The sequence below is a fragment of the Methylobacterium sp. TK31 genome, assembly GCF_055361545.1.
Genome location: NZ_CM143964.1, coordinates 3,802,511 through 3,816,661, shown reverse-complemented (window position 1 = coordinate 3,816,661; position 14,151 = coordinate 3,802,511). Strand labels below are relative to the sequence as shown.

The 14,151-nt window shown below is 68.4% G+C and carries 12 protein-coding genes and 2 pseudogenes; 5 read left to right on the top strand and 9 right to left on the bottom strand.

Annotated features, from left to right (window positions below; translation table 11 throughout):
* Window positions 1-96: 96 nt before the first annotated feature.
* Window positions 97-963, bottom strand: a complete 867-nt coding sequence (locus ACXJY8_RS17695; protein WP_463771403.1) for an SDR family oxidoreductase — start codon at window positions 961-963, stop codon at window positions 97-99.
* A 117-nt stretch (window positions 964-1,080) separates the two neighbouring features.
* Between ACXJY8_RS17695 and ACXJY8_RS17690 the strand changes: the two genes are divergently transcribed.
* On the top strand, window positions 1,081-1,971 hold the full coding sequence (locus ACXJY8_RS17690) for a LysR family transcriptional regulator (protein WP_463780755.1): 891 nt from the start codon (window positions 1,081-1,083) through the stop codon (window positions 1,969-1,971).
* A 34-nt stretch (window positions 1,972-2,005) separates the two neighbouring features.
* Here the strand turns inward: ACXJY8_RS17690 and ACXJY8_RS17685 are convergent, their stop codons facing one another.
* From ACXJY8_RS17685 to ACXJY8_RS17675, 3 genes are all read right to left on the bottom strand, one after another.
* On the bottom strand, window positions 2,006-2,368 hold the full coding sequence (locus ACXJY8_RS17685) for a hypothetical protein (RefSeq protein WP_463771399.1): 363 nt from the start codon (window positions 2,366-2,368) through the stop codon (window positions 2,006-2,008).
* 132 nt (window positions 2,369-2,500) lie between these two features.
* Complete coding sequence (locus ACXJY8_RS17680; protein ID WP_463771396.1) at window positions 2,501-3,817, bottom strand: leucine-rich repeat-containing protein kinase family protein; 1,317 nt, start codon at window positions 3,815-3,817, stop codon at window positions 2,501-2,503.
* Between the two features lie 22 nt (window positions 3,818-3,839).
* The gene (locus ACXJY8_RS17675) at window positions 3,840-4,898 is read right to left on the bottom strand and encodes a tyrosine recombinase XerC (protein WP_463771393.1); all 1,059 of its coding nucleotides are present in this window, start codon (window positions 4,896-4,898) and stop codon (window positions 3,840-3,842) included.
* Between the two features lie 558 nt (window positions 4,899-5,456).
* Between ACXJY8_RS17675 and ACXJY8_RS17670 the strand changes: the two genes are divergently transcribed.
* The 3 genes from ACXJY8_RS17670 (at window position 5,457) to ACXJY8_RS17660 (ending at window position 9,545) form a co-directional block, all read left to right on the top strand.
* Window positions 5,457-6,878, top strand: coding sequence for an MBOAT family O-acyltransferase (locus tag ACXJY8_RS17670; protein WP_463771390.1), 1,422 nt, complete (start codon window positions 5,457-5,459; stop codon window positions 6,876-6,878).
* A 58-nt stretch (window positions 6,879-6,936) separates the two neighbouring features.
* Window positions 6,937-8,070: an SGNH/GDSL hydrolase family protein gene (locus tag ACXJY8_RS17665; RefSeq protein WP_463771387.1), complete on the top strand. Its 1,134-nt coding sequence runs from the start codon at window positions 6,937-6,939 to the stop codon at window positions 8,068-8,070.
* A 101-nt stretch (window positions 8,071-8,171) separates the two neighbouring features.
* Complete coding sequence (locus ACXJY8_RS17660) at window positions 8,172-9,545, top strand: O-antigen ligase family protein (RefSeq protein WP_463780751.1); 1,374 nt, start codon at window positions 8,172-8,174, stop codon at window positions 9,543-9,545.
* A 42-nt stretch (window positions 9,546-9,587) separates the two neighbouring features.
* On the opposite strand, the gene ACXJY8_RS17655 is transcribed toward ACXJY8_RS17660, so the two are convergent.
* From ACXJY8_RS17655 to ACXJY8_RS17635, 5 genes and pseudogenes are all read right to left on the bottom strand, one after another.
* Entirely contained in the window at window positions 9,588-10,958 is a 1,371-nt protein-coding gene (locus tag ACXJY8_RS17655; protein ID WP_463771384.1) for an SGNH/GDSL hydrolase family protein, read from the bottom strand.
* A gap of 96 nt (window positions 10,959-11,054) precedes the next feature.
* Entirely contained in the window at window positions 11,055-11,747 is a 693-nt protein-coding gene (locus ACXJY8_RS17650; RefSeq protein WP_463771380.1) for an SGNH/GDSL hydrolase family protein, read from the bottom strand.
* Between the two features lie 29 nt (window positions 11,748-11,776).
* Window positions 11,777-12,481, bottom strand: a pseudogene (locus ACXJY8_RS17645) (transposase); the annotation flags it as partial.
* Between the two features lie 605 nt (window positions 12,482-13,086).
* Window positions 13,087-13,545, bottom strand: a complete 459-nt coding sequence (locus ACXJY8_RS17640) for a beta-barrel domain-containing protein (protein ID WP_463771376.1) — start codon at window positions 13,543-13,545, stop codon at window positions 13,087-13,089.
* A pseudogene (locus ACXJY8_RS17635) lies at window positions 13,514-13,814 on the bottom strand (transposase family protein); the annotation flags it as partial. The pseudogene ACXJY8_RS17635 and the gene ACXJY8_RS17640, both read right to left, overlap by 32 nt.
* Here ACXJY8_RS17635 and ACXJY8_RS17630 point away from each other — a divergent pair.
* Entirely contained in the window at window positions 13,765-13,929 is a 165-nt protein-coding gene (locus tag ACXJY8_RS17630) for a hypothetical protein (RefSeq protein ID WP_463771373.1), read from the top strand. The pseudogene ACXJY8_RS17635 and the gene ACXJY8_RS17630 sit on opposite strands and share 50 nt — an antisense overlap.
* Window positions 13,930-14,151: the final 222 nt, after the last annotated feature.

The window sequence follows — 14,151 nt, the reverse complement described above, 5'->3', positions numbered from 1 at the left end:
GGGGTCCGGCCTCATCGCTGTCCGCCTGCGCGACGGCGGTCATCCGCCGGCCCCTCACGGGTCCCGACCATGGGCCGGGATCGGTGAGATCCGGGATCAGGCGGCCGCGATCTCGGCGGCGCGCTCGCGGTAGGTCCTCAAGGGGCGGCCCAGGAGCGCGGTCAGCCGCGCGACGTCGCCGGCCTCGGGGACCATGCCGTCGGAGAGGAAGCGCTCGGCCATCAGGCGCATGTCGTAGGCCATCCAGCCGGGCATGAACGCCTGCAGGTTCCGCTCGAACCCGGCGGTGTCGTCGCCGCCATAGGCGACCGGGCGGCCGAGCACCGCCGACCAGATCGCGGCCACGGCCTCGCCCGTCAGGGTCTCCGGGCCGACGACGTTGATCCGCTCGAGGGGGAGGGGTCCGTCGGACTGAGCCCCCCGGATCAGCGCCAGGGCCGCGACCTCGCCGAGATCGCGCTCGTCGACCATGGCGAGCCCCCTGGACCCGATCGGCATCGGGTAGATCCCGTGCTGGAGGACCACGTCCTTGATCGTGTGCTCGTTGCTCATGAAGTAGGCGGGCCGCAGGATGGTGGCCTCGAAGCCCATCGCCTCGATCATCCGCTCGACGGCGAACTTGCCGGCGAAGTGCGGCACGTTCACGTAGACGTCGCTGTGGATCACCGACAGGTAGACCACCCGCCTGATTCCGGCCTCGCGGGCGATGTTGAGGGCGATCAGCGCCTGGGTGACTTCGTCGGCCGCCACCGCATTCAGCAGGAACAGGGTGGAGGCGCCTGTGAAGGCCTCGCGCAAGGAGGCGACGTCGAGGAGGTCGCCCCGGACGACGGCAACGCCCGCCGGCAGGCCGGCCTTGGCCGGGTCGCGGACAAGGGCGCGGACATCGGCGCCGCGTTGCATGAGATGGTCGACGACCTGGCGGCCGAGGGTACCGGTGGCGCCTGTCACGAGGATGGTCATGGTGTCTCTCCGGGTTGCCGGGGGTGGCAGCCCGATAGGTAGTGATCCACACCTGTGCCGATAGCCGCTATATCGGGACAGTCCGTCTCACGGATGGAACACACCCGGGTGGACCCCATGGACCTCCTCGCCCTCGCGGATTTCAACCTCGTCGCCCGCCACGGCGGGTTCGGGCGCGCCGCCCGGGCGGCCGGGCGTCCGAAGGCGACCCTGTCGCGCCGGGTCTCGGAACTGGAGGCCGCCCTTGATCTGCGCCTGTTCGAGCGCGGCGCCCGCGCGCTCACCCTGACCGAGGAGGGGCGCGCCCTGCACGCGCGGACCGGGATGCTGCTAGCCGAGCTCGACGAGACGGCGGCGGCCATCGCCTCGGGCAGCGCGACGCCGCGCGGCCGGCTCCGGGTCAGCGCGCCGCTCCTGTTCTCGCAGATCGCCATGGGCAAGCTCGCGGCCACCTTCGCGCTGGCGCATCCCGAGGTCCGGCTCGAGGTCACCACGGAAGACCGGGCCGTCGACATGGTCGAGGAGGGCTACGACCTCGCGATCCGGGTCAATCCGGAACCCGATGCGAGCCTGATCGGGCGCATCGTGCTGCACGACCACCTGGTCGTGGTGGCGAGCCCGGGCCTCGCCCGGCCGGCCGCGCCCCGGGCCGCACCGGCCGTGGTGCGCGGGGCGGGCGGCGGCGGGGTCTGGACGGTGCGGAGCCCCGGCGGGGGTGCGGCCATTCCCTTCGAGCCGGTGCTGCGCCTGTCGTCGTTGATCATGGTGCGCGATGCGATCCGGGCCGGCGTCGGGGCCGGGCGTCTGCCGATCTCGCTCGTCAGCCGCGACCTGGCCGTCGGCACCCTGGTGCTCTGGGGCGACGTCGAGGGGCCGGACGTTGCGCTCTGGGCGCTCTATCCCTCGCGCCGGCTGCTCAGCGCCCGGGTCTCGGCCTTCATCGAGCACCTGAAGCGGGCCTTCCCGCACGGCACGCCGGACGAACTCGCGGCCTATGTCGGCGGGTGAGGGGCCGGGCCGGCGCCGGCCGCTCCGCGCGCCGCTAGCGCGGGTTCCGCCAGGTGGTCGCGGCGGGGGCGGTCGTCACCGGGGTGAGGCTGCCGGTGGCGACCGGGGCGACCGGGCGCATCGGCGCGGCGCGCTCCTCCGCCACACGCAGCTTGCGCGGGGCGAGGGCGGCCCGCCGGGCGGCTCGCACCCGGCGGCGGCGCGGCCGGGGGCTCTCCGAGGTGGCGCCGATATAGCCGCCGACGATGCCGCCCACGACCGCGCCCACCGGTCCGCCAACCAGGGCGCCCGCCACCGCGCCGGTGCCGACGCCGACCGTGGTCTTGCTCGCGGCCATCGCGGCCTGCGGGGCGGCGAGGGCGCCGACGAGCAGCAGCGCGGAGGTGAATGCCTTCATGATGACCGTAACCCCTTGATTCCGGCTGCGGTCCCTGGCGGTCCACCGTGACGAAATCTGGGCCGGGCCGGGCCGGGGCGTGGTTTCGATCCGTCGCGGCCTATCCCGGACGGCGCCTGTGCTTTCCGCACATCAGTCGGCGCGGCCGGTGTCGTCGGTCCCAGGCGGCAGCAGCGCGAGCAGGTCCGAAAAATCCGGCCGGCCCGCGATGTCGGGCCCCGTGCAGGTCCGCTCCAGGTCGCGCCAGGGGCCTGCTTCGAGGCCCGCCATGGTGAGGAGTTCGCCCAGGAGCAGCCCCCAGGCCCGCATCTCGACCCGGCGCAGGGCCGCGCCGGCGGGGCCTTTGGGCAGGATCGAGGCGGCGCCGAAATCGCTGACGACGGCGGCCCCCTCGGTGCCGTCCCACAGGATGTTGTGGCCGTAAAGGTCACCGTGCAGGATGCCGCGGGCGTGGAGATGGGCGCAGGCTTCCGCGGCGGCGCGGGCGAGGCGCAGGGCCGTCGCGGGCGCCAGGGTGAGGCCGGGCGCGTAGACGTCGCGGCTGCAGCTCTCCAGGCTCGGCGGGCCGGCGAGCACCCGCCACTCCGCCGGCAGCAGCGGCATCAGCAGGCCCTCCAGGCCCTCCGGGTGGTCGACGATGCGCCCGAGGGCGCCGGTGAGGTGCGGGTGCGCGCCGGCCGCGAGGCAGGCCGCCATCTCACGCTCGGGCAGGCCGTCGCTGGTCATCGCTCCCTTGAACAGTTTCAAGGCGACCGCCTCGGCCGGCGCGTCGCCCCGGCGCCAGAGCGCCCGGTGCACGCGGCCCGAGGCGCCCTCGCCGAGGAGGTCGCCCGGTTCGAGGGCGGCCCAGGATACCCCCGGCACGTCGGGGAGCCCGGGCTCGTCGCCGACGGGATTGCCCGCGAAGGAGGTCCAGGCCATGGCCGGCAGGCGGGTCAGCCAGGGCGGCAGCGCCTCCAGCCGGTTGGCGGCCAGCCGCACCAGTTCAAGGTTCGGCGCGCCCGCCAGGCTCTCGGGCAGCCGGGTCAGGGCGTTGCCGGACAGCATGAGCTTCTGCAGGCGCGGGCGCTGCCCGAGGGCGTCCGGCAGGGTCGCGATGCGGTTGTCCGTGAGGGTGAGCCAGCGCAGGGCGGGGGGCAGGGCCTCGCCCGGAACCTCCACGAGCCCGGTGCCGCGAAAGCCGACCTGACTCAGGGTCGGGCAATCCCCCAGCGCCGGCGGCAGGCGGGTGAAGCGGCTGCCCGAGCAGAACAGCACGCGCAGGTGCCGCAGGCGCCCGAAATCCGCCGGCAGCGCATCAAGGTGGCTGCCGCTCAGGTCCAGGAGTTCGAGGGTATCGGCGAGCCCGAAGATCTCGCGCGGGAATTCGGCGAGGCCGGGGGGGAAGCGCAGCGCCTTCGCTCCGGCGCAGTCACCCCGGCGCAGGGTGGCCAGCAGGTCCTGGGTCATCGCGAGGCGGCGGGAAGGCGGGTCATGCCGCCGGTCCTAGCGCGGACGGGGGGCTGGGCGCACGGCTTTTCTCGCGCAGGGCCGCCGCCCGGGCGGGGCCGGTACCGGCACGCGGATGGGCGGCGTCGAAGGCCTCCATCAGGCGGGTCGCATCGATCTTGGTGTAGAGCTGCGTCGTGGAGAGCGAGGCGTGGCCGAGCAGCTCTTGGATCGCCCGCAGTTCGCCCTGGCGCGCCAGCAGGTGGGTGGCGAAGGAGTGGCGCAGGGCGTGGGGCGTGGCGCTCTCGGGCAGGCCGAGCCCGCCCCGCATCGCCGCCACGGCGTACTGGATGACGCGCGGCGAGAGCGGGCCGCCCTTGGCGCCCACGAAGAGCGGACCCTCCGGCGCGAGGCCGTAGGGGCAGGTGGCGCGGTACGCCACCACCGCCGCCGCCACCACGGGCAGCACCGGCACCATCCGCATCTTGCCGCCCTTGCCGAGCACCGTGACGGCATCGACCCCCGGCACCGGCGCGTCCCGGGCGCTCAACCCGAGAGCCTCCGAGATGCGCAGGCCCGAGCCGTAGAGCAGGGCCAGCACGGCGGCGTCGCGGGCGAGGATCCACGGCTCGCGGGTCTCGCCGGCCCGCAGCTCCGGCCCGGTCATCGCCCGGGCGGCGGCGACGGGAATCGGGCGCGGCAGGCGCCGCTCGACCTTAGGCGAGCGCACGGCGCCCAAGGCCGCCACGCTGCCGTGGCCCTGGCGCTCAAGGTGGCGGGCGAAGGAGCGCAGACCCGCCAGCGCCCGCATCAGCGAGCGCCCGCCGACCCCATCGGCCCGGCGCGCCGCCATGAAGGCGCGCACGTCCCGGGGCTTGAGGGCGACGAGTTCTGCGATGCCGTGGGGGGCGTGCCGCCCGGCCCGATGGGCCAGGAACTGGCGCAGGTCCCGGGCATAGGCCTCGACGGTGTTGGACGAGAGGCGCCGCTCGCGGGCGAGCTCGTCCTGCCAGGCCAGGGCCTCGGCGCGAAGGTCCGCATCGCCGGGAAAGGCCAGGGCGTCGGCGGGCAGCGGGGATGGGCCGGATGCGGAGGATGCCATCCCGCCACTGAATCCTGAGAGGCGTTGACACTCCGTTGCGGCCCCCCGACAGGACCACGCCCGACAGCGTCGCGCCCGCCGCTCCGGGCGGCGTCCCGGCCACCCGGAGCGGGATCGGCGCCCCGGGCCGGAGGCCGCGTCCCTCCGGACGAGGCAGGTCTATTTCGACTGCGATCTCAACGCGTTGCTGAGCCCGGCGATCTCGCCGCCCGCACCCGCCGGGCGGCGAGATCGCCGGCTCGTCAGCATCGAGTCCGGCCTCCTGCAATATCCCGCCACGAGTTGCCGAACAGGCGCCCGATATGCTAGTCGGCACCGAAATTGCCAGAATGATCATCTCGATCATAGAAAAATCTTCCGCAGCTATAGCGGCATTCGGCAATGGAAGCGGGACTCTAGATGCTATTTAATAGCTGGACCTTCTTTGGATTCATCATAGTATTCTATCCAATATACTATGTAGTCCATAGTAAAGTCGTCTGGAGAAATATAGTATTACTGCTCGGCAGCTACCTCTTCTATGGCTGGTGGGATAGCCGTTTCCTGATACTTGTAGCAGTGTCGACCGCCGTCGACTATTGCGCCGCGCTGGGGGCGAGCGGCAAGCCTGTATTGTGGAATGATCGGCTGAAAAGTATTGGTTTTATGATCGCGACGACGGTCGCCGCACTGGCCGTCATACGATCCGATGCTTGGATTCTCTCCGTCGTCGCCGCCGGCATCGTTGCCTTCATCGTCCTCGGCGAGTTGATCGAGCGCGCGCCCGCGGCGCAGCGGCGGGCCTTCTGGCTGGCCATGTCCCTGTCGGTGAACCTGGGCATCCTGCTGTTCTTCAAATACTTCAACTTCTTCATCGACTCGGCGATCGGAGCGGCGGCGCTCTTCAGTCTCACGCTCGATTTCCCGACCCTGAAGATCCTCCTGCCGGTCGGACTGTCGTTCTACACCTTCCAGGCGATCAGCCGGACGGTCGACAGCTATCGGGGTTCGTTCGACCCGCAGCGCAGCCTGCTGAATTACGCCGCCTACCACGCGTTCTTCCCCCAGCTCGTCGCCGGACCGATCGAGCGCGCCTCCCATTTCATGCCCCAGTTCGAAGGCGCGCGCGCGATCACCCAACAGATGGTCAGCTCCGGGGTGCTGCTGTTCCTGTGGGGCATGTTCAAGAAGGTGGTCATCGCCGACAACATGGCTCCGATCGCCGATACGGTCTTCGGCAGCGGAGCCGGAAACTATACCTCGGCCGAGGCCGTGGTCGCGGTGATCGCCTTCACGTTCCAGATCTACGGGGATTTTTCGGGATACTCGGACATGGCCAGAGGTCTGGCGAGGACCTTGGGCTTCGATCTGATGAACAACTTCAACCTGCCCTACTTCTCCCGAAGCCCGCAGGAATTCTGGCGCCGCTGGCACATCAGCCTGTCGCGCTGGCTGCGCGATTACCTCTACATACCGCTCGGGGGGAATCGGCGTGGCCACCTGGCCATGTACCGCAACCTGATGCTGACCATGATCCTGGGCGGCCTCTGGCACGGCGCGGCCTGGACGTTCGTGATCTGGGGGGCGTTCCACGGGGCCATCCAGGTCGCCTACAGCGCCCTCGGGATCGACAAGGTCCTGACGCGGGTCTCGTCGCACCATCCGGCCGGTTTCGCGGTCCATCTCGCGGCCTGGGCCGTGACGATGGTCTTGGTGATGATCGGCTGGGTGTTCTTCCGGGCGCCGACGATCGGGTCGGCGGTGACGATCATCCATCGCTGCTTAGGCCTCGACGGGTATTCCTACGCGCTGCTCCAGCCTTTGCTGTTCTACATACTGCCCCTGATCATCGTCGAATTGTATCAGCGTGCATCGGGCAACATCGAGTTCATGACTTCGGGGCCGCGGATCGTGCGGTTCCACATGGTCATGATGGTCACATTGGCAGTCGTCGTGCTAGGAGCTTCCGGTGGCCAGCAATTCATTTACTTCGACTTCTAAGGCGGCGGAACCGGGCAGGACGCGGGGGCTGCCGGCACGGGCCCTGCGGTCGGGCGTCGTGGCGCTCCTGTGCGTCGCCTACGGCCTGATCTTCGCGGAAGGCTTCATCCGGCTGCTCGATCCGCAATCCCTCATGCCGCGCTACATCACCGGGACCGCCTGGGGCGTCCGCGGCAACATCCCCAACGCCCGCTACCACCACACCACGCCGGAAACCGCCGTCGATTTCCGGATCAACGCCCAAGGCATGCGCTCCGATCGCGACGCCGCGATCGCCAAGCCGCCCAACACCTGCCGGATCGAGCTGTTCGGCGACAGCTTCTTCATGGGCTACGAGCTCAACATCGAGGACACGTTCGCCCGGCGGATCGAGCAGCTGATCCAGGCCCGCGGTGTGAACGTCGAGGTGCTGAACCTGGCCGTGAGCGGATTCAGCACCGCCGAGATGCTGCGCACCTACGAGAAGTTCGGAGCCCAGTTCGAGCCCGACCTGGTTCTGTTCTCGTGGCACTCGAGTGATTTCGCCGAGAACGGGGCTTCCAATCTCTACCGGATCGCCGGCCAGACGCTCGAGGAGGACCGGGCGACCTATCTCCCGTCGGTGCAGCTGCAGGACCGGCTGATGGGCTACTCGCTCTATCGCTGGCTGGTGAACAACAGCCACCTCTACAGTTTCGCCCGCGAGACGGCGTCGCGGCTGTTCAAGGGTCTGGTGGCGACCTATCAGCGCCTGCTCCGGCCGGCGCTGGATCAACCCGCGGCGGCGGCGGCGAAAGGCTCGGACTCGATCGGGTTCCTGACCACGCCCTACAACACGGCCCTGTCCGCGGCCCTGCTCGAACAGGCCCGGGCGGAGATCGCGGCGCACCAGGCCGGGTTCGCCCTCGTGGAGATCCCGTTCCGCCTCACGAACCAGATCCTCCGGAGTTCCGCGAACCTGCTGCCTCCGGAGCTCTGGCGGACCATCCTGCGGGTGAACCCGACGGAGCCGATGCAGGCGGTCAACACGCCGTCCGACCCGATCTACTACAAGCGTGGGCAGGGTCATTTCACGCCCAAGGGCACGGACCTGCTGGCCAACGTCACGATCGACGCGCTCTGGGACTCGCAGCCCTTCGCCAGGTGCCGCGCCGTGGGGAAGCGCCAGGGGAGCAGCGCGCTGGGATCCGGGCCGCGCCACCCTTCAAATTGACGTAAACCCCGGCTCCAATGGGGATCGCGACGTCGCGCGCCTCAGCTTCCTGACGATGCTGCTCGATCCCAGGCCGATTCGATGTGTGCAGAGTGATCGACATGAACAGATACAAAGCTGGCTCCATCTCTGCTGTCGGTTCGGTCGATCAGGGCAGGGTAAATTCTAGGGTGGTGAATAAATCTACCCCCCAGGAAGAGACCTCATCGCTCGATATCTTTATCTTCTCGACCCTGTTCATCGTATTGCTGGTTTCCTACGCTTCGCTCGGCAAGAACATTTTCCTGAACGCATCGGAGGTCGAGGTCGCCAACGACCCGATCAGCGCGAATATCGGCTACGTGCGAATGCTCGTCAGCTTCACGATGCTGGTCTACGTGACGGTTCGCTTCGGCCTGTACAGCATCCTGGAGGGCGTACCCTGGAGCCTGGCACCCTTCGTCGCTTGGGCGACCGTCTCCGGGACATGGGCCGACGATGCCTGGACGACCTACCGGAATGCTTTCTTCCTGATCCTGATCTTCTTCACGCTGCCCGTCTTCCTGCGATATCTGGGCATCGTTCGCATGATCGGGCTTCTGCTGCACCTGATCGCGGTCGTCCTGATCGCCAGTACGCTGTTCGCCCTCCTGGTTCCGTCGATCGGCACGCACACCGATACGACGGTCTGGGCGGCGCATGCTGGCCGGTGGCGGGGGATCTTCGGCCACAAGAACGGTTTGGGACCCTGGGCCGCCTACGGCGCCATTCTGCTGACCTTCTATTCCTGGATGGCGCGGGGACCGCGGGTCTACTGGTGGATCGCCCGCGTCTGCGCGGTGGCCTGCCTCCTGTTCTCGGGATCGGCGACATCCGTCGTCGCGGCCGTCTTCATGGTCGTGTCCATCGCGGCGTTCCACCTGCGCCGCAAGATCTCCGACGGGCTCATTGCCGTTGGCTGCAGCGTGGTGATCGTCGTGTTCGTCGGGAGCTACGTCTCTCTTCGTCCCATCATCTTCGAGCTGCTGGGCCGCGATGAGTCGTTCACGGGCAGAACGGAGGTCTGGGCGCTGGCCGCCGACTTCATCGCGCAGCACCCGTTCCTCGGCTCAGGCTACCTGACCGTCGGCGGCCCGCAGTTCCAGGCCAGCATCTTCACCCTGCTCCAGCAGGAAATTCCCGGCGCCGAGAACGCCTATCTGACGGCCATGCTCGAGCTCGGGGTGACGGGGCTGGTGCTGTTCTTCGTGCCGCTCCTGTTCGGGATGGCGCGCGCGCTCTCGATCTGGAACGAGGTTGGGGCAAAGGAAAAAGCCGCCCTGGAGGTGATCGTGACGGTGATCGCCGCGGCTCTGTTGATGGGTTTCACCGAGTCCACGCCGTTCATCTGTACGGGATATGACGGGATCCTGACCTTCCCGGCGGTGTTCGCCCTCACGGCCCTGTCGACGTACTTTCCCGCGCATCGCCGCGTCGGCCGGGTCTCCTACGCCTGAGCGTCCGGCCCCGGGCGTCCGCGTGAGCGGGGGCCGGGGCCGCTATTCGCCGACCTCGACGACTGGATGGGTCAGGGCGACGGCGCCGGCGGGCGCATCGCCGTCACCCTTCCAGCGCAGCTGAAAACTCCAGGTCACCCGCGACGTCGTCCCGCCCACGTCCAGCCACGGCGTCAGGAACTGCAGGACGGAGGACGAGCGCGGCTCGAGCGGAAGCGTGTCCCAGCCCGTCCAGCCGTCGTAGCTTTCCGGGGCGCCGTCCCCGGCCGTGCTCACCTTGAGGCCGATCGACGTCAGGCCGACCACGTCCCGCAGGTCCAGCCTGACGCCGGCGCGCACCCGTCGGCCGGCCGGGGCGTCGAGCGGGACGGATTGCTGGACCCCGATGATGGTGTTGCGCACGCCCTGCAGCCTGGAGAGGGGGGCGATCACCAGCGCGGTGCCGGCCGGCGAGGCTTCCGTCGCGACCTGGATGCTGCCCGCCAGGTTGGCGCCGCCGTTGACGGTGACCGCGAACGGCGCGGGGAGGACGTTCCCGTTGCGGTCCGGCTGGCCCCCTGAGAAATCCGGGTTGGCGATCCGGTTGGGCCGGTCGGATCGATGCGCGACGAACGCCGTCCCGCGGTTCAGGAGGCGCGCGGCGAGGCTGTCCTTGACGGCCTCGGCGAATTTGAGGCCGGCCGGCGCGGCGAAGTGGATCTGATCCGGCGACCATTTCAGGTCCATCTCGGCGCCGCGGGAATCCTTGCGGACCAGCAGGGGAAACGGGTCGAGGACGACGAGCTTGTCGTTCCTGGCCTGCCCGGCCCAGGCGAGCAGCCGCCGGCGCAGCTCCCCGTAGCCCTCGCGTGCCTGGTCCGGGCTCTGCGCCACGCCCTGGGACACGGCCGGATTGGTGAAGTCGACCGGTTGCGGCAGGACGAGGACCACGCGCTTGCCGCGCCCGATCTGGTCCTGCGTGAAGAAGACGAGGTTCTCCGCGGCCTGGGCCGGGCTCAGCCCGTGGCGGATGTCGTTGACGCCCCCCTGCAGGAACAGGACGTCGTACTGGTCGGATCGCGCCAGAATGCCGTCCGCATAGCGCGACCGCATCTGCTGGGTATCGTTGCCGGCGATGCCGGCGTTGAAGGCGATCTCGAAGGGCGCGCCCAGCACGCGGTTGATCCAGTTGAAGTAGCCGAAGTTCGAGAGCTTCCGGCTGTCCCCGGACTGGAAGACGAAGGCCGAATTCGAATCGCCGAACAGGGCGGCCCGCAGGGGCCGGTCGGCGGCGCGGGCCGGGCTCAGGCCGGCGACACAGACCGGCAGGGCGAGGATGAGGGCCAGGGCAAGCGCAAAGGCATGGGCAAAGACATCGGCCGAGCCCCGGCCGAAGACGCGAAGCGCCGTCCTGCGTTCGACGGACCTGTTCATGCGCGCTCTCCAGACGACCGGTTGCGGAGAGGACCCATACCGCACTTCAGGCTCGGCCGCGCCACGAAGCCGCGCGATCCCCGAAAGGACGGAAGCTCATCCCTGCCCGGGCGGGCAGTCGGGCGCGATCGCCTTCAGCAGGGTCGGGACGATGATGCGCGCCGCCGCGTCCTCCCGGGGATGGACGCCGTCCGGGATGCTGGCCGAGAGCGCCTCCTTCGACAATCCGTTCCAGGCCGGCCGGTGATCGACGAACGCGACGCCGAGTTCCGCCGCGAGGGCGACGTAGCTGTCGTAGAACGTGCCGAGGCGGGGTCGAAGCCAGTGGCCGCGCAGCCCGTGCATCGGGTTCATCGCCATCAGGACGATGCGGACCGTCTTCGTGGTCTGCCGGAGCCGGTGCACCATCGCGCGGATGTTCTCCTGGCTCCGGGAGAAGGTGATCAGGTTGTGGAGCGCCGCGTCGTTGGCGGAAAACTCGATCGTGACCAGGTCCGGATTCTGCGCCGCGACCTCGTCGATGTGCCGCAGGCCCCAGTTCGAGTTCTCGCCGCTCTTGGCGAGGTTCTGCAGGGCGACGGGCCGCCCGAGGCAGGCGCCGAGACGCTCGGTGAGCGCCCTGGGCCATTCGTCGCCGGCGGTCAGGCTCGTGCCGAAGGCCACGAACCGCAGGTCCGGGGCCTGCGCGGGCGCGCCGGACCCGGTCGAGGCGGCGGCCAGCGAGCCGGCCATCGGGATGAGCAGGAGAACGGCCTTCCGGATCGTTCCTGTCGATCTCCGTGCGGTCATGGATGCAGTCCTCGCTCGGTCCGTCTGAAGCGCGCGCCGGGATCGGTCCGAGAGACCTGGCCGTTGGGGCTTGCCTCGATCTGCCGGCCCCTCGCCTGGAGAGCCTGCATTTGCTCACGCAGGCCCGCGATCTGCTCGGTGAGCCACGTCGTGCGCGTCTCGGCGATGTCGCTCGGCTCGCGGTCGGCCCGATCCCGCGCCGCGAGGTAACGGCCGATGCTCGCCTCGACCTGCGCCATGCGGGCCTCGACCTTGGCGGCGCTGAAGGTCATGTCGCGGTTGTTGACCGCCTTGAACTTGCTGCCGTCGACCGCGACGACCGCTTTGCCGAGCAGGTTCGACCGGCGGGACAGCACCACGAACTGCGCGCGGGCCGCCTGGATGGCAGAACCGTTGTCCTTGCGGAAGTTGGCCAGCGTCTCGAAGTCGGGCATTCGGCGGCCGGTCAGCCAGATCAGCTCCATGCTGCGGTGGCTCTCGCGTTCGAGGCGGCGGCTCGACGGAATGCGGTTGAGGTAGCCGGAGAGGTAAATCTTGAGCACCGTCGCCGGATGGTCGACAGGACGACCCGTTGCCTCCGGCATCGCGCCTGCGAAGCCGAGCGCGGTCAGATCCAGCTCGTCGATGAACACTTCGACGAGGCGAACCGGATTGTCCGCGGTGATGTCGTCGTCCAGGCAATCGGGAAAGAGCGTGATCTGCCGACGATCCTCGCCTGCAATGAAACGCTTCATCCCGACCCCCTCAGATCGGACTTTTCTACCAGACTAGCACGTTCTCACACAGCCTGGACCCGTTGCAGATCTTCGGCTCGGCATCAGGATATCGTAGTCCATCGTCGATGGGCCAGCGCAGGATAGCCGCTGCGGACTGGGATGGCTGCGGTGGTCTCCTGACCCTGGCTTCACGCTCACCAAGGGCCAGAGACGTTCGCGGTTCAAGCGTGCCGGTGAGCTTGGGTCGAGGGGTCGACCCCCGGGGGGAAATGGACTGGCTGATTCATTGCCGTCATCTGTGTATCGGCCGTTGGCGTGGCTCCGAAGGTTGCCATGGCGGAAACGAATTGTGATGCCTGCGTGGCGGCTTGCAGGTTCGCCGTCGCCCCCGAGTCTCCCGCCTATCCCTGGTTCGCGCTGCTTGGGGCGGTGCGGAAGTCCACGTCCGTTTCATTGAAAGAACGGCCAACATTAAATTTCTGAAGTTTATCTTGATTGGCAGGTATTTTCAAGAACTCTCCAGGAGGACATTTTGTAGGAATATCAAACGGCAAAGGAATGCTAGCATTACGAATTGCGGTAACTACAACATAAATCAATTCAATATTTTAGAAAGCATGTATTCAATGCTCATGCGCCGCTTCCATCATGTGTTTAGCAATGGGATCAAGCAAGAATTCTAACACTTGACGTCGGCCGGTGGCAACGTCGACCTGGGCGGCCATGCCGGATCGCAGCGGCACGGCGCGGCCGTCGACCTCGATGGTGGACAGGTCCAGCTGCACGGCGACCCGGTATCCGCCCTCGTCCGGTGTCGCCCCGGCCGAGGACTCGGCGGGCGCACGCCCCCGAGCAGGCGCCGTCTGCCCCGGGCCGGTCGCTTCCCGGCTCACGAGCTGCACGGTGCCCGGCACGGTGCAGTAGCGGGTGAACGGGAAGGCTTCGAGCTTGACCTCCGCATGCTGGCCCTCGTGCACGAACCCCGCCTCCCGGTGCGGCAGGAAGGCCTCGGCCTCCAGGCGCGCATCGTCCGGCACCAGCGTCAGTAGGCAGAGCGAAGGCAGCCGGTCGGCCACGACCATCGGCCAAACAATGGATTGGGCCTTCATGTGGGAAGCGTCGAGCGTCAACCCGTCTGGAACGGGGCCTGTGGCCGCGATCCTGGCAAACAACCGCTGCCAGATCCCGCGCTGGGACCGCCTGTTGTCGCAGCTGTAGATCGTCGTGTGCGGGGGGGGGGCGTAGGCGGAGGGCGTGTCCGGCCAGTGGTTGCCACCTTCGGCACGTGCAGGATGCCGCTGATGACCCATCTGTCGTCGACCCGGAGTTTGCCGGGTTGGCCATGCGGCAGGTGCGGCTCGATCCGCGCCCATGCTTCATCCGAGAACCAGAACAGCCGGGCCATCGCGATCCTCCTGCGCCCGAAACCCCAAACTCAGGAAGAAAACGCAAGCGCCAGCAATTGATTGTATGAGTTCCCTACCTAGTCATCGTCCTGCCGCCCGCCGATTGACGATCCGTTTACCCTGTCCTTCGCCCGTTTCAATCTGGGCTTTACATAGAACAAATCAGGAACAAAACTCGGGGCGACAACGAAAGGCGATGCCCATGTTCAAGCGGATGATCCTGACGGGTGCGGTCGAGTTCATGGCCTTCGGGCTCCTGGCGGTCTCCATAGCTGCCTGGGC

Bases quoted from the DNA above. Each gene is read 5' to 3' on its own strand.
- ACXJY8_RS17695 (WP_463771403.1), bottom strand. From the start codon at position 963: ATGACCATCCTCGTGACAGGCGCCACCGGTACCCTCGGCCGCCAGGTC.
- ACXJY8_RS17690 (WP_463780755.1), top strand. From the start codon at position 1,081: ATGGACCTCCTCGCCCTCGCGGATTTCAACCTCGTCGCCCGCCACGGC.
- ACXJY8_RS17685 (WP_463771399.1), bottom strand. From the start codon at position 2,368: ATGAAGGCATTCACCTCCGCGCTGCTGCTCGTCGGCGCCCTCGCCGCC.
- ACXJY8_RS17680 (WP_463771396.1), bottom strand. From the start codon at position 3,817: ATGACCCAGGACCTGCTGGCCACCCTGCGCCGGGGTGACTGCGCCGGA.
- ACXJY8_RS17675 (WP_463771393.1), bottom strand. From the start codon at position 4,898: ATGGCATCCTCCGCATCCGGCCCATCCCCGCTGCCCGCCGACGCCCTG.
- ACXJY8_RS17660 (WP_463780751.1), top strand. From the start codon at position 8,172: ATGAACAGATACAAAGCTGGCTCCATCTCTGCTGTCGGTTCGGTCGAT.
- ACXJY8_RS17655 (WP_463771384.1), bottom strand. From the start codon at position 10,958: ATGAACAGGTCCGTCGAACGCAGGACGGCGCTTCGCGTCTTCGGCCGG.
- ACXJY8_RS17650 (WP_463771380.1), bottom strand. From the start codon at position 11,747: ATGACCGCACGGAGATCGACAGGAACGATCCGGAAGGCCGTTCTCCTG.
- ACXJY8_RS17640 (WP_463771376.1), bottom strand. From the start codon at position 13,545: ATGGTCGTGGCCGACCGGCTGCCTTCGCTCTGCCTACTGACGCTGGTG.
- ACXJY8_RS17630 (WP_463771373.1), top strand. From the start codon at position 13,765: ATGACCCATCTGTCGTCGACCCGGAGTTTGCCGGGTTGGCCATGCGGC.